Annotated in this window: 13 protein-coding genes; 11 read left to right on the forward strand and 2 right to left on the reverse strand. The window is 70.2% G+C overall.

Going from position 1 to position 13,506, the window contains the following annotated elements:
• Positions 1-45: 45 nt before the first annotated feature.
• Genes BFN33_RS42790 through BFN33_RS42805 form a run of 4 tightly spaced genes read left to right on the forward strand, consistent with a single transcriptional unit; the run spans position 46 to position 3,580 of the window.
• Positions 46-951: an ABC transporter ATP-binding protein gene (locus tag BFN33_RS42790; protein WP_069765626.1), complete on the forward strand. Its 906-nt coding sequence runs from the start codon at positions 46-48 to the stop codon at positions 949-951.
• Complete coding sequence (locus BFN33_RS42795; protein ID WP_069765627.1) at positions 948-1,682, forward strand: ABC transporter permease; 735 nt, start codon at positions 948-950, stop codon at positions 1,680-1,682. The genes BFN33_RS42790 and BFN33_RS42795 overlap by 4 nt, the downstream gene beginning before the upstream one ends.
• A 25-nt stretch (positions 1,683-1,707) precedes the next feature.
• On the forward strand, positions 1,708-2,952 hold the full coding sequence (locus BFN33_RS42800) for a sensor histidine kinase (protein WP_069765628.1): 1,245 nt from the start codon (positions 1,708-1,710) through the stop codon (positions 2,950-2,952).
• Positions 2,942-3,580 carry a response regulator transcription factor gene (locus BFN33_RS42805; RefSeq protein ID WP_057616264.1) on the forward strand — a complete coding sequence of 213 codons (639 nt, stop codon included), beginning with the start codon at positions 2,942-2,944 and terminating at the stop codon, positions 3,578-3,580. The genes BFN33_RS42800 and BFN33_RS42805 overlap by 11 nt, the downstream gene beginning before the upstream one ends.
• Positions 3,581-3,608: 28 nt before the next feature.
• Here BFN33_RS42805 and glgX read toward each other — a convergent pair whose 3' ends face one another.
• A complete protein-coding gene (gene glgX / locus BFN33_RS42810) occupies positions 3,609-5,846 on the reverse strand; it encodes a glycogen debranching protein GlgX (RefSeq protein ID WP_069765629.1) in 2,238 nt (745 codons plus the stop codon).
• Positions 5,847-6,110: 264 nt separating this feature from the next.
• Here glgX and BFN33_RS42815 point away from each other — a divergent pair, with 264 nt between their 5' ends.
• The 6 genes from BFN33_RS42815 to BFN33_RS42840 all read left to right on the forward strand — a co-directional run bounded on the left by BFN33_RS42815 (position 6,111) and on the right by BFN33_RS42840 (position 12,452).
• On the forward strand, positions 6,111-7,343 hold the full coding sequence (locus BFN33_RS42815) for an Ig-like domain-containing protein (RefSeq protein ID WP_069765630.1): 1,233 nt from the start codon (positions 6,111-6,113) through the stop codon (positions 7,341-7,343).
• Positions 7,344-7,507: 164 nt separating this feature from the next.
• A complete protein-coding gene (locus tag BFN33_RS42820; RefSeq protein ID WP_176742610.1) occupies positions 7,508-8,746 on the forward strand; it encodes an Ig-like domain-containing protein in 1,239 nt (412 codons plus the stop codon).
• Positions 8,747-8,933: 187 nt separating this feature from the next.
• The gene (locus BFN33_RS42825; protein ID WP_069765632.1) at positions 8,934-9,701 is read left to right on the forward strand and encodes an enoyl-CoA hydratase/isomerase family protein; all 768 of its coding nucleotides are present in this window, start codon (positions 8,934-8,936) and stop codon (positions 9,699-9,701) included.
• A 262-nt stretch (positions 9,702-9,963) separates the two neighbouring features.
• Entirely contained in the window at positions 9,964-10,467 is a 504-nt protein-coding gene (locus BFN33_RS42830) for an ATP-binding protein (RefSeq protein WP_069765633.1), read from the forward strand.
• Between the two features lie 42 nt (positions 10,468-10,509).
• Entirely contained in the window at positions 10,510-11,253 is a 744-nt protein-coding gene (locus BFN33_RS42835; protein WP_069765634.1) for a polysaccharide deacetylase family protein, read from the forward strand.
• Complete coding sequence (locus tag BFN33_RS42840) at positions 11,253-12,452, forward strand: YncE family protein (RefSeq protein ID WP_370743374.1); 1,200 nt, start codon at positions 11,253-11,255, stop codon at positions 12,450-12,452. The genes BFN33_RS42835 and BFN33_RS42840 overlap by 1 nt, the downstream gene beginning before the upstream one ends.
• Here the strand turns inward: BFN33_RS42840 and BFN33_RS42845 are convergent.
• Positions 12,423-13,103 carry a GNAT family N-acetyltransferase gene (locus tag BFN33_RS42845; RefSeq protein ID WP_069765636.1) on the reverse strand — a complete coding sequence of 227 codons (681 nt, stop codon included), beginning with the start codon at positions 13,101-13,103 and terminating at the stop codon, positions 12,423-12,425. The genes BFN33_RS42840 and BFN33_RS42845 overlap by 30 nt on opposite strands.
• Positions 13,104-13,278: 175 nt before the next feature.
• Between BFN33_RS42845 and BFN33_RS42850 the strand changes: the two genes are divergently transcribed.
• Positions 13,279-13,497: an EF-hand domain-containing protein gene (locus BFN33_RS42850; protein ID WP_020121116.1), complete on the forward strand. Its 219-nt coding sequence runs from the start codon at positions 13,279-13,281 to the stop codon at positions 13,495-13,497.
• Positions 13,498-13,506: the final 9 nt, after the last annotated feature.

Consider the following 13,506-nt stretch of genomic DNA (forward strand, 5'->3'; position numbering starts at 1 on the left):
CGACGGGCGATGTGGTGGCGGGGCCCCTGCCGGGACGCTGATGCCATGTCCGTCATCGAAGTCAGCGAACTGCGCAAGTCCTACGGCGGCCGGGCCGTCGTCGACGGTGTCTCCTTCGCCGTCGAGGAGGGCGAGATTTTTGGAATTCTTGGCCCGAACGGCGCCGGGAAGACCACCACCGTGGAGTGCGTCGAGGGTCTGCGGATTCCCGACGCGGGCCGTGTGAGGGTCACCGGTCTCGACCCCGTCGCCGACCACGCGCGCGTGGCCCGCGTCCTCGGCGCCCAGTTGCAGGAGAGCGAACTCCAGGCCAAGCTCACCGTCCGCGAGGCCCTGGAGCTGTACACCGCGTTCCACGACAAGCCCCTCGACTGGCGCCCGCTCGCCGAGCGCCTGGGCCTCACCCAGAAGCTCACCACCCGGTTCGGCAAGCTCTCCGGCGGCCAGAAGCAGCGCCTGTTCATCGCGCTCGCGCTCGTCGGCAATCCCCGGGTCGTCGTCCTGGACGAGCTGACCACCGGCCTCGATCCGCGTGCCCGCCGCGACACCTGGGAGCTCATCGAGGACATCCGCGCCAACGGCGTCACCGTCCTGCTCGTCACGCACTTCATGGAGGAGGCGCAGCGGCTCTGCGACCGGATCGCCGTGATCGACAAGGGCCGGATCGCCGCCCTGGACACCCCGGCGGGCCTCATCCACCGCTCGGCCGGCGCCACCGTCATCAGCTTCACCCCCTCGGCCCCGCTCGACGCACACGACCTGAACACGCTGCCCGCCCTCGCCTCCATCGAGGACCGGGACGGCCGCCTTACCCTGTCCGGCACCGACGAGACCGTGAACGCCGTGATCACTCTGCTCGCCCGCCGGCACGTCACCGCTCACCAGCTCCGGGTCGTCGACGCCACCCTCGACGACGCCTTCCTCGACCTGACCCAGGAGGACGCGGCATGAACACCGCCGTACTGCGGACCGAGGTCCGACTCTTCCTGCGCGAACCGGGCGCCCTCTTCTGGATCCTGCTGTTCCCGACCCTGCTCCTGGGGATCCTCGGCTCGATCCCGTCCTTCCGGAACCACGAGGCCGACCTCGGCGGCCTCAGGACCATCGACGTCTACGTCCCGGTGGCCGTGCTCCTCGGTCTGATCGTCGGCGGCCTGCAATCCATGCCGCAGACCCTCACCGGCTACCGCGAGCGCGGCATCCTGCGCCGCATGTCCACCACCCCGGTCCGCCCGACCGCCCTGCTCACCGCGCAGATGACCGTCTACGGCGGCGCCGCCCTGGCGTCCGCGCTGCTGGCCCTCCTCGTCGGCCGGTTCGCCTTCGCCGTACGACTGCCCGAGCAATTCGCCGGCTACCTGCTGGCGCTGGTGCTGGCCGTGCTGGTGGCCCTCGCGCTGGGCGCGGTGATCTCCGCGCTGTCCCGGACCACGAAGATCGCCGGTGCCATCGGGTCCGCCGTGTTCTTCCCGTCGATGTTCTGCGCGGGCGTGTGGGCGCCGGTGCAGACCATGCCGAACACGCTCGCCCGGATCGTCGGGTACACCCCGTTCGGCGCGGCCGCCGAAGCCCTGAACCGGGCCGCGGCCGGAAACTGGCCGGGCTGGACCCACCTGGGCGTGCTCGTCGCCTGGACGGTGCTGCTCACGGCCGCCGCGTCCCGCTGGTTCCGCTGGGAGTGAGGAACGGGCCGTGCAGACTGGGCAGATGAACGCGTCGGACGCCAGGATCGACCGGTACTGGGAGCGGCTGCACGTCTGGGGGCCGTACGGGCTGCTGGGCACGAGTGTCGTCCTCGCGGTGGTCTCCGCGGGCATCATGGACGGTCCCGTCGACTGGTATCTCGTCGGGGCCCTGGTCGGCGCCGCGATCGTCCTCCAGACGTGGTGGCACGGCACCCGGCACCGCCGCGTCAGGCGCGGCCGCAGCCCCTCCCGGGCCGGCACCGTGTACTACGCCGTGCGCTGGGCCATCGCCTTCGTGCTGACCTGGCTCAACCCGTTCTTCGCGTTCTACGCCGCCACCGGCTACATGGACGCCGACGAGCTGATCCCGGGCATGTGGCGGCGGCTCGGACTGTTCGCGAGCGCGGTCACCGTGGCGGGCGCGCAGGCCGGCGGGCTGATGCCGGACAGTACGGCCCAGTGGCTCGGGTTCGCCGCGCTCCTGGCCGCCAACTTCGGTCTCCAGTCGGTGGTCGCCCACATCACCGAGCAGGAGGAGCAGCGTTCCCGCGAGCGCACCTCGACCATCGAGGCTCTGCAGCAGGCGCTCGACGAGAACGCCGCCCTTCACGCCCAACTCCTCGTCCAGGCAAGGGAAGCGGGGGTCGCGGACGAGCGCCGGCGGCTCGCCGCCGAGATCCACGACACCCTCGCCCAGGGCCTGACCGGCATCATCGCCCAGCTCCAGGTGGTCGTGAACACGCCCGACGAGGGCCAGGCCCGCCAGCACGTTCACCGCGCCATGGACCTCGCCCGGCACAGCCTCGGCGAGGCCCGCCGCTCGGTGCACAACCTCGCCCCCGTCGCGCTGGAGCACGACGGGCTGCCCCAGGCCCTGAAGAACACGGTCGCCGACTGGGGCGAACGGACCGGAATCCGCGCCGAGTTCACCGTCGCCGGAACCACCGAGCAACTCCACGACGAGGTCTCCGCCACCCTCCTGCGCATCGCCCAGGAAGCCCTCTCCAACGCCTCCAGGCACGCCAGGGCCGGCCGCCTCGGCGTCACCCTGACCTTCCTGGGCGACGAGGTCATCCTCGACATCCGCGACGACGGAGTCGGCTTCGACCCCCTCGCCGTCGCGCCCCGCTCCCGCACCGGCGGCTTCGGACTCGACGGCATGCGGGCCCGCGCCGAACGCATCGCGGGCTCCCTCACCGTCGAGTCCGAACCGGGCCACGGCACCGCGCTGTCGGCTCGCGTACCGTTGGTCCGCCATGACCAGTGACATCTCGGTGCTGATCGTCGACGACCATCCCGTCGTACGGGACGGTCTGCGCGGCATGTTCGAGTCCGCGCCCGGCTTCACCGTCCTCGGCGAGGCGTCCGACGGCGTCGAGGCCGTCGAGCGGGCGACCGCTCTCGATCCCGACGTGATCCTGATGGACCTGCGGATGCCGGGCGGCGGCGGGGTGGACGCCATCCGCGAGCTGACGCGTGCCCGGGCCCGCGCGAAGGTCCTCGTCCTGACGACGTACGACACGGACTCCGACACCCTGCCCGCCATCGAGGCGGGTGCGACCGGCTACCTCCTCAAGGACGCCCCGCGCGACGAGCTGTTCACGGCCGTGCGGGCCGCGGCGGCGGGCCGTACGGTCCTGTCCCCGGCCGTCGCCTCCCGTCTGGTCTCCGCGGTGCGCGCTCCCAGGGCCCCCGGCAACGAGCCTCTCTCCGCCCGTGAGCGCGAGGTGCTGGCCCTGGTCGCCAAAGGCACCTCCAACCGTGAGATCGCCCGCGAGCTGTTCATCAGCGAGGCGACCGTGAAGACCCATCTCACCCACCTGTACGCCAAGTTGGGCGTCAAGGACCGCGCGGCCGCGGTGGCGACGGCGTACGAGCGGGGCATCCTCGGCTAGCCGGGCAGTCCGGCACCCTCCTGTCGTCTCACCCGGCCACCCGCAGCAGCAGCACCGCCCGCGCCGGAACCGTGATCGACGTCCCCGCCCGGTGCACCACGCCCGGCGCCTCCTCCTGCTCCTCCCTCGACGTGTCGACGACCACCTCGTACCGCTCCGCCCACGGCGGCCCCGGCAGCACGAAGCCCGTCGGCCGGTCCCCGGCGTGCAGGACGGCGAGGAAGCTGTCGTCCACGATCGGCGCACCGCGCTCGTCCCGGCCGGGGATGTCCCGCCCCGACAGATACATGCCGAGCGTGGCGGCGGGGGCGTACCAGTCCCGCTCCGTCATCTCCGTGCCGCGGGCCGTGAACCAGGCCAGGTCGCGCAGTCCGTCCGCGGAGTGGGCCCGCCCCGAGAAGAACGCCCGGCGCCTGAGCACCGGGTGCCGGTGGCGTAGTTCGATCAGCCGGGCGGTGAGGTCGGACAGGGCCTTCCAGCCGGGGTCCTCCAGCAGACCCCAGTCCACCCAGCTGATCTCGTTGTCCTGGCAGTACGCGTTGTTGTTGCCGCGCTGGGTGCGGCCCAGTTCGTCGCCGGCGACCAGCATAGGCACACCCGTCGACAGCAGCAGCGTGGTGAGCAGGTTCCGCAACTGCCGCCGCCTGAGCGCCCGTACCCGCTCGTCGTCCGTCTCCCCCTCCGTCCCGCAGTTCCAGGCCCGGTTGTCGTCCGTGCCGTCCCGGTTGCCCTCGCCGTTCGCCTCGTTGTGCTTCCGCTCGTACGACACCAAATCCCGCAGGGTGAAGCCGTCGTGCGCGGTGATGAAGTTGACCGAGGCGTACGGCCGGCGCCCGCCCCAGGCGTACAGGTCGCTGGAACCGGAGAGGCGGTACCCGAGATCCCTGACGTCCGGCAGGGCGCCCCGCCAGAAGTCCCGTACGGCGTTGCGATAGCGGTCGTTCCACTCCGTCCACAGGGGCGGGAACGAGCCCACCTGATAGCCCCCGGAGCCCACGTCCCAGGGCTCGGCGATCAGCTTCACGCGCCGCAGCACCGGGTCCTGGGCGATGACCGCGAGGAACGGGGACAGCATGTCCACGTCGTGCATGGAACGGGCCAGCGCGGCGGCCAGGTCGAAGCGGAAGCCGTCCACGCCCATCTCCGTCACCCAGTAGCGCAGGGAGTCGGTGATCAGCCGGAGCACATGGGGCTGGACCACGTGCAGGGTGTTGCCGCAGCCCGTGTAGTCCGCGTAGCGCCGGGCGTCGGACTGCAACCGGTAGTACCCGCGGTTGTCGATGCCCTTCAGGGACAGCGTGGGCCCCAGCTCGCCCGCCTCCGCCGTGTGGTTGTAGACCACGTCGAGGATGACCTCGATCCCGGCCTCGTGCAGCGCGCGGACCATGCGCTTGAACTCGCCGACCTGCTGGCCCGTCGTACCGGAGGCCGCGTAGCCCGCGTGGGGGGCGAAGTAGCCGATGGAGTTGTAGCCCCAGTAGTTCTTGAGACCCCGCCGCAGCAGGTGGTCCTCGTGCGCGAACTGGTGGACGGGGAGCAGCTCGACCGCCGTGACGCCCAGTTTCACGAGGTGCTCGATCGCGGCCGGGTGCGCCAGCCCGGCGTACGTCCCGCGCAGTTCCTCGGGGATGCCGGGGTGCAGCGCGGTGAACCCCCGCACATGCACCTCGTAGATCACCGAGTCGGCCCACGGGGTCTTCGGGCGACGGTCCTCGGCCCAGTCGTCGTCATCGTGGACGACCACACCCTTCGGGACGTACGGCGCCGAGTCCCGGTCGTCCCGTACGGTGTCCGCGACCTGCTGCTGGGGCCAGTCGCGGACATGGCCGTACACCTCGGGCGGCAGGCTGAAGTCGCCGTCCACCGCGCGGGCGTACGGGTCGAGGAGCAGCTTCGAGGGGTTCCAGCGGCCGCCGGTCCACGGGTCCCAGCGGCCGTGCACCCGGAAGCCGTAGCGCTGGCCGGGCATGACACCGGGCACGAAGCCGTGCCAGATCTCATGGGTGAGTTCGGTGAGCCGGGCCCGGGTCTCCTTGCCGTCCGCGTCGAACAGACACAGCTCGACCGCCTCGGCCCCGCCCGCCCACAGCGCGAAGTTGGTCCCCGCCACCCCATCCGGGCCGACCCGGAACCGGGCGCCCAGCGGTGTCGGCGCACCGGGCCACACCGGCACGGCGGGCGCCTTGCGCCGCGCGCCGTTCACCAGCGAGGCGGGGCGCTCCTCGGCGGCTTCCGTCACCGCCTCCTGCTCGGCTGCGCTGGACACCGGTCGGCCTCCCACGGCTCATGGAGCAACGCGGAAAAGGGCGCACGGCGTCCCGGCCGCGACACCCCCTCGCGTCGTTCTCCCCACTGTTCTGCCCAGCGCTTGCCTCGCACTCACGTTTCCCCGGGCAGGGCCGCTGGGCGGACTCTGAGTGGGGAAGGTGAAGAGCGGACTCATGGCCGCCTTCCCGGTGCCTGCGAGGCCGGTGCACGAACGGGCTCGTACTTACGTTTCCCCAGGGTGGGGCCGGTCGTTGGGTTCCTCGTGACGCATGGACAAGGGCGCGCTCGGCGCGCGGGGGCCGTTCTGGCCGCCGTAATGACATGGGCAGGACTGCTGGCCGGGATCGCCGGCTGTACGGCGGACGGGGGTGGCGGGATCGGCGGTGTCGGTGGATTCGGGAAGCCTCCCGCGCCCGAGGACGTGATCAGGGTCGCGCCCGACGACGGCACCAAGGGCGTGCCGCCCGAGGAGCGACTGCGGATCCGGGTCCCCAGCGGACGCCTCGAGTCGGTCACCGTCGTCAAGTCCCAGGACGCGCAGGACTTCCCGGTGCCCGGGCGCATCTCCGAGGACGGCCTGCGCTGGGAACCCGACGAGGCACAGCTGGCGCTGGCCGCCAAGTACTCCGTCGACGCGGTCGCCCTGGACGGCCACGGCCGCCGCTCGGCCCGGCACACGACGTTCACCACCTACGTCCCCGAGGAACGCTTCATCGGGTACGTCAGCCCCGAGAACCGCTCCACCGTCGGCACCGGGATGATCGTCTCCCTGGAGTTCAACCGGGAGATCCAGCACCGCGCCGCCGTCGAACGCGCTGTGCACGTCACCTCGAAGCCGGCCGTCGAGATCCGCCCGCACTGGTTCGGCAACGGCCGCCTCGACTTCCGCCCCGAGCACTACTGGAGACCCGGCACCCGCGTGACGGTCGCGCTCGGACTCCGTGACGTGGAAGGGGCGTCCGGCGTCTACGGCCTCCAGGACAGGACCTTCTCCTTCACCGTCGGCCGCAGCCAGGTCTCCCTCGTCGACGCCGCCCGGCACACCATGCAGGTCAGACGGGACGGTGAACTGCTCGCCACCGTGCCGATCACCGCGGGCGCCCCGAAGACGACCACGTACAACGGCAAGATGGTCGTCACCGAGATGCTCGAAGTGACCCGGATGAACAGCCGCACGGTCGGCTTCGGCGGCGAGTACGACATCCCGGACGTCCCGCACGCCCTGCGTCTGACCGACTCCGGGACCTTCCTGCACGGCAACTACTGGGCGCCGAGCGCCCCCGGCAGGGTCAACGTCAGCCACGGCTGTGTGGGCCTCAGGGATGTGAAGGGCGGCAGCTCGGACACGCCGGCGGGCTGGTTCTTCGACCGCAGCCTGGTCGGGGACGTCGTCGAGGTCGTCCACAGCAATGACAAAAAGGTCGCTCCTGACAATGGCCTCGGCGGCTGGAATATGGGATGGAAGGAGTGGAAGGCGGGCAGTGCGGTGAAGTAACCCGGCAGGGGGGGGCGGGTCGGCCCAACTTTCCGTTGAAGTTGGGACGGAATGGTGACCTTGGACTCACACGATGCTCAAATCTCTGCGGTTAATATTCGCCAACGCGTTCGTGGAACGCGCTGGGGAGCGGGCCTGACCAGGCCCTTCGAGGGGAGAAAGACTTGAACGTGCGACCGATATCGGGGGCGTCGGTTGACGCGCGGGGGCGCGGGACCAAGGGGTTGCTGGCGCTGATACTCGGCGTTCTGCTGCTGGCGGTCACCGCATGCGGCGGGGGAGATTCCGGTTCCGGTGACGCCAAGGCCGAGAAGGGCGACTCGTCCGCCACCGAGACGAAGCAGTCCGAGGCCGTCGTCTCCATCGTCCCGAAGGACGGGGCGAAGTCCGTCGACACCAGCGGCGCGCTCAAGGTCGGTGCCGGCAAGGGCAAGCTGACCGAGGTTCAGGTCAAGGACGCCAAGGGCACCGCGATAGCAGGGAAGATATCCGCCGACGGCACCTCCTGGACGCCGTCCACCCACCTCGCCGCCGGCACCGCCTACACCGTGCACGCGGTCGCGAAGGACGCCAAGGGCCGTACGGCGGCCGAGGACTCCGGCTTCACCACCCTGACTCCGAAGAACACCTTCACGGGCACGTTCACGCCCGAGGACGGTTCGACGGTCGGCGTCGGAATGCCGTTCTCCATCCGCTTCACCCGGGGCATCACCAGCCCCGCGGACGTCGAGAAGGCCATCACGATCAAGACCTCGCCCGCGGTCGACGTCGAGGGCCACTGGTTCGGCAACGACCGCCTGGACTTCCGTCCCGAGCAGTACTGGAAGGAAGGCACCAAGGTCACCGTCGACCTCAACCTGAACGGGGTCGAGGGCCGCGACGGCGTCTACGGCAAGCAGGACAAGACCGTCTCCTTCACCGTCGGCCGCAACCAGGTCTCCGTCGTGGACGCCAAGAAGCACACGATGAAGGTCACCCAGGACGGCAGGACCATCAAGACCATCAAGGTCACCACCGGCAAGCCCGGTTACGACACCTGGAACGGCCAGATGGTCATCAGCGAGAAGCTCGCGGTGACCCGGATGAACGGCGACACCGTCGGCTACGGCGGCGAGTACGACATCAAGGACGTCCCGCACGCCGCCCGGCTGACCGACTCCGGCACCTTCATCCACGGCAACTACTGGGGCGGCGACGCCTTCGGCAACTACAACGCCAGCCACGGCTGCGTGGGCCTGCGTGACGTCAAGGGCGGCTACGACAGCGGTGTGCCGGCCGCCTGGTTCTTCAACCACTCGCTGATCGGTGACGTGGTCGTGGTCCAGAACTCCGACGACGCGACGGTCGCCGCGGACAACGGCCTCAACGGCTGGAACATGTCGTGGGAGAAGTGGAAGGCGTAGTTCTTACGATGATGAGCGGCCCCGGTGCGATGCACGGCACCGGGGCCGCTGCAATGTGAGCGACCGCACCCGGCCGGTCACCGTTAGTCGCCGTGCTGTGTCTGTCTGGGGGCAGCCCCCGGACCCCCGGCCGAATGTGAGCGACCGCACCCGGCCCGTCACCGTTAGTCGCCGTTAACCTGCTGGCATGACCGTGAATCTCGAAGTCGCCGAAGGTGTCGGCACCATCCGTCTCGACCGCCCGCCCATGAACGCGCTGGACGTGGCCACCCAGGACCGGTTGAAGGAGCTCGCCGAGGAGGCGACGCGGCGCGAGGACGTGCGCGCCGTGATCCTGTACGGCGGGGAGAAGGTGTTCGCGGCGGGCGCGGACATCAAGGAGATGCAGAACATGGACCACACCGCGATGGTCCTGCGTGCCCGCGGCCTCCAGGACGCGTTCACGGCCGTGGCCCGCATTCCCAAGCCGGTCGTCGCGGCCGTCACCGGCTACGCCCTGGGCGGCGGCTGCGAGCTCGCTCTGTGCGCGGACTTCCGGATCGCCGCGGAGAACGCCAAGCTGGGGCAGCCGGAGATCCTGCTCGGCCTCATCCCCGGCGCGGGCGGCACCCAGCGGCTCGCCCGGCTGGTCGGCCCGTCCAAGGCGAAGGACCTCATTTTCACGGGTCGTATGGTCAAGGCCGACGAGGCGCTGACGCTGGGCCTGGTGGACCGGGTCGTGCCCGCCGACGAGGTGTACACCCAGGCGCACGCCTGGGCGGCCAAGCTCGCGCAGGGACCGGCGATCGCCCTGCGCGCGGCGAAGGAGTCGATCGACACCGGGCTGGAGACCGACATCGAGACGGGCCTCGCGGTGGAACGGAACTGGTTCGCCGGTCTGTTCGCCACGGAGGACCGCGAACGCGGCATGAAGAGCTTCGTCGAGGAGGGCCCCGGCAAGGCGAAATTCCTCTGAACCGCTTGCAATTGACGCGGTGTCTGATCCGGGTCCCTCGAAGGAGCTGTTTATGGGAGCCTTAACGCAACCTTAAGTCTGCCTTGTCGAGGGAGCCGGTCGATTGCCTCCCAGTGAGCCTCCGCCGCAGGTCAACAGGGCTGTCGAAGGCACCGAAGTGCCTTTGGCATATGCCGATGGGCGCCGTCGGAACGACGCATTCCGGGGGGCGTATTCGTCAGGAACGGCCACAGAGGGCTCCGTCGGCGGCCATGATGGGGGCATGGCGGGGCTGGAGGGTTTCGAACAGCCGCGGGGAGACAGCCGTACGACGACGGCGCGCTGGTCTCCGGCGGTCGAGGACGAGCACGCACTGAAGGCGCTCGAACTGTTCGGGAATCCCACCGAGGCCGAGGTTCCGTTGCCGTCCCGGCCGGAGTCCGCGGCGGCCGCACGGCGCTTGACCCAGGTGATCGTTCTTCGTCACTGGGGGCTCACTCCGAAGATGACCGAGGACGCCGTGTTACTCGTGTCCGAGCTGGTGGGGAACGCGGTGCGGCACACCGGGGCGCGGGTGTTCGGTCTTCGGATGCGGCGTCGTCGGGGGTGGATCCGGATAGAGGTGCGGGATCCCTCCCGGGGGCTGCCCTGCCTGATGCCGGTGCAGGAGATGGATGTCAGCGGCCGAGGGCTGTTCCTCGTGGACAAGCTCTCGGACCGGTGGGGCGTGGACCTGCTGCCTCGCGGCAAGACAACCTGGTTCGAGATGCGGGTGGCTGACAGGTAGTCGGTGGGTCGATCAGCGGCATTCTCTGTCATAACCACTTAAATGGGGCGGGTGACCGCTACCGATCGTCGGGCAGTGCTGCTCGCCACCGCCGGACTGGCGCTGACCGCGGGATGTGCGAGCAGCAGTGGTGCCGTCGCCCATCCAGTCCGTTCCCCCAGCGCGGCAGCCCCCGCCCTCCCCGCCCTCCCCGCCCAGCTCACCCACGGCCCCCGCGACCGCCCCCGGGTCGCCCTCACCTTCCACGGTGCCGGTGATCCCGCGACCGCCCGCACCCTGCTCACCGAAGCCGAGAAGTACGGCGCCCGGGTCACCGTCCTCGCCGTGGGCACATGGCTCGACGCACACCCCGACCTCGCCCGCCGGATTCTCGACGGCGGCCACGACCTCGGCAACCACACCCTGCGCCACCTCGACATCAACGCGATGTCGGAGACCGACGCCGCAGCGGAGATCACCGGGTGCGCGGAGCGACTGAAGCGGCTCACCGGGTCGATCGGGACCTGGTTCCGGCCCTCCCGCACGCCCGTCGCCACCCCCCTCGTCACGCGGCTGGCCCAGGAGGCCGGCTACCCCCACGTCCTCTCCTACGACGTCGACTCCCTCGACTTCACCTCGCCCGGCGCCCCCGTCGTCGCCCGCAAGGTCCTCTCCGAGATCCGCGAAGGGTCCGTGGTGAGCCTGCACTTCGGGTACGCCGACACGATCGCCGCCCTCCCCGTCGTACTGGAAGAACTCGACCGGCGCGGCCTGGCCGCGGTGACCACCACGGAGCTGTTCAGCTGATGCCTCCCACTGCCATGAAGCGCCACCTCGTGAAGAGCGCCCTGATCGCGGGCGCCGCGTTCGTCGCCCTCGCCGCCTGCGGCACCGAGTCCAAGGACCGGGCGGACGAGGCCCCGGGCACCAAGGCGGCCGTGCCCGCCCCCGTGAAACCGGTGCGGAAAACGGACCAGGGGCTGCCCGGCATGCCGCCCGTCCTCGATCCGAAGGACGTGTACGCGGCCGACCGGCCCAACAAGCTGTCGCCGGTGGTCAAGGACTTCCCGTCGCGGGTCTATGTGCCCAACACCGAGTCCGACACGGTCTCCGTCATCGATCCGAAGACGTACGAGATCATCGAGACGATCCGTGTGGGGCGGCAGCCCCAGCACGTCGTGCCCTCCTGGGACCTGAAGACCCTCTGGGTCAACAACGACCGCGGGAACACCCTCACACCGATCGACCCGAGGACCGGCAAGGCGGGCGAGCCGGTCGACGTGCACGACCCGTACAACCTCTACTTCACACCCAACGGCAAGTACGCGGTCGTGATGGCCTCCCTCGACCGCGAGCTCGTCTTCCGCGACCCGCACACCATGGAGCGGGTCAAGACCGTGCCGGTCAGCTGCTACGGCGTCAACCACGCCGACTTCTCCCTGGACGGGAGGTACTTCATCGTGTCCTGCGAGTTCAGCGGTGAGCTGCTGAAGGTCGACACCGAGAAGATGAAGGTGATCGGGCAGCAGAAGCTCCCCTTCGACGGGGCCATGCCGCAGGACGTCAAGGTCTCGCCGGACGGGAAGCGGTTCTACGTCGCGGACATGATGGCCGACGGGATGTGGGTCCTGGACGGCGACACGTTCGGCAAGCCGACGCTGCTGCCCACCGGCAAGGGCGCCCACGGGCTCTACGTCAGCCGCGACTCACGCGAGATGTACGTCTCCAACCGTGGCGAAGGGACCGTCTCCGTCTTCGACTTCACACAGAACAAGCTCACCAAGAAGTGGCACCTTCCCCAGGGCGGCAGCCCCGACATGGGCGGCGTCTCGGCCGACGGCAAGGTCCTGTGGCTGTCCGGCCGCTACAACTCCGAGGTCTACGCCATCGACACCCGCACCGGCGAGCAGCTGGCCCGTGTCAAGGTCGGCAGCGGCCCGCACGGACTCGCGGTGTATCCGCAGCCGGGACGGTACTCACTCGGTCACACCGGCATCTTCCGCTGAGCCGCCGAGCACCCGCGGGGTCGCGGCGAGCAGCACCGCCTCCGCGCCCACCGGACGGTAACCGGCCGCCTGGAACGCCCGCATGCTGCGGGCGTTGCCCGGTGAGACCTGGGCCCACAGCGGTTCCGTGACGAGGTGCCTGGCCGCGGTCACCAGCGCCCGCCCCAGCCCCCGGTGCCGTACGTCCTCGTCCACCTCCACCGAGACCTCCAGACGGCCGCCGACCCCGCGCCCCGTCACCAGCACCCCGCCCTGAGCCGTCCAGGCACGGATGCCGTCGCGCCGCCTGCGGGCGTAGGCGATGCGGGGATGGTTCGCGTCCTCGATCTCCTTCAGCATGAGCGGCGGTCCGCCCGGCAGCGGATCGGCGACCAGCATCGCGTCGATGGTCTCGGACCTGCGACCGGTCCGGTCCAGGAAGGCGGCCAGGAACCGCGGGTTCAGCGTCGCGGCCAGCGCGTCGCAGTCCAGGCCGCGCAGGGTGGCGTGGACCCACTCGGGGTCCTCGTCGGTGAAGACGACCGAGTGTGCCGTGAAGGACAGCACGCCCGCGTCCCGGTGACACTCCTGCGGTACGACCGTCGTGCCGCCGTCCGCGGGCGGGAAGACGCCGCGGGCCGCCGCGTCGAGAATCTCCCGCAAGGTCTCCATCACACCGCTCCTCGAGTCGTCGCCCACTGAAAGGCCCACCTTCGCAGACACGATCGAGGACGGCACCGCGGTTTTCCCCGGGTGGGCGCCGCACCGGAGGTCGGCGCGGGCGGCTAATCTGACCTGCGGCAGCAAGCCAGCGAGACACGACAAAGGCAAGAAAAGGGGCGGACCGGTGGCGCACATCGACATCGAGGAAGCACGCAAGCAGTTCGAGCGGATCGATGCGGACGGGGACGGCACCATCACCGCCGCCGAGTTCAAGTCCGCCCTGGCCCAGGGCGGCGACTGGAACGTGACCGAGTCGGTCGCCGAGGCGATCATCAAGAGCCGCGACCTGAACGGCGACAAGCTCCTGTCGTTCGACGAGTTCTGGGCCTTCCTGAACAAGTAGAGCCGACGG

The sequence above is a fragment of the Streptomyces sp. LUP47B genome, assembly GCF_001746295.1.
Taxonomy (GTDB): Bacteria; Actinomycetota; Actinomycetes; order Streptomycetales; family Streptomycetaceae; genus Streptomyces.

Excerpts from the sequence above, each read along its gene's own strand:
- BFN33_RS42835 (WP_069765634.1), top strand. The coding sequence starts at position 10,510 with ATGGGGCGGGTGACCGCTACCGATCGTCGGGCAGTGCTGCTCGCCACC.
- BFN33_RS42830 (WP_069765633.1), top strand. The coding sequence starts at position 9,964 with ATGGCGGGGCTGGAGGGTTTCGAACAGCCGCGGGGAGACAGCCGTACG.
- BFN33_RS42790 (WP_069765626.1), top strand. The coding sequence starts at position 46 with ATGTCCGTCATCGAAGTCAGCGAACTGCGCAAGTCCTACGGCGGCCGG.
- BFN33_RS42825 (WP_069765632.1), top strand. The coding sequence starts at position 8,934 with ATGACCGTGAATCTCGAAGTCGCCGAAGGTGTCGGCACCATCCGTCTC.
- BFN33_RS42840 (WP_370743374.1), top strand. The coding sequence starts at position 11,253 with ATGCCTCCCACTGCCATGAAGCGCCACCTCGTGAAGAGCGCCCTGATC.
- BFN33_RS42795 (WP_069765627.1), top strand. The coding sequence starts at position 948 with ATGAACACCGCCGTACTGCGGACCGAGGTCCGACTCTTCCTGCGCGAA.
- BFN33_RS42800 (WP_069765628.1), top strand. The coding sequence starts at position 1,708 with ATGAACGCGTCGGACGCCAGGATCGACCGGTACTGGGAGCGGCTGCAC.
- BFN33_RS42845 (WP_069765636.1), bottom strand. The coding sequence starts at position 13,103 with ATGGAGACCTTGCGGGAGATTCTCGACGCGGCGGCCCGCGGCGTCTTC.
- BFN33_RS42805 (WP_057616264.1), top strand. The coding sequence starts at position 2,942 with ATGACCAGTGACATCTCGGTGCTGATCGTCGACGACCATCCCGTCGTA.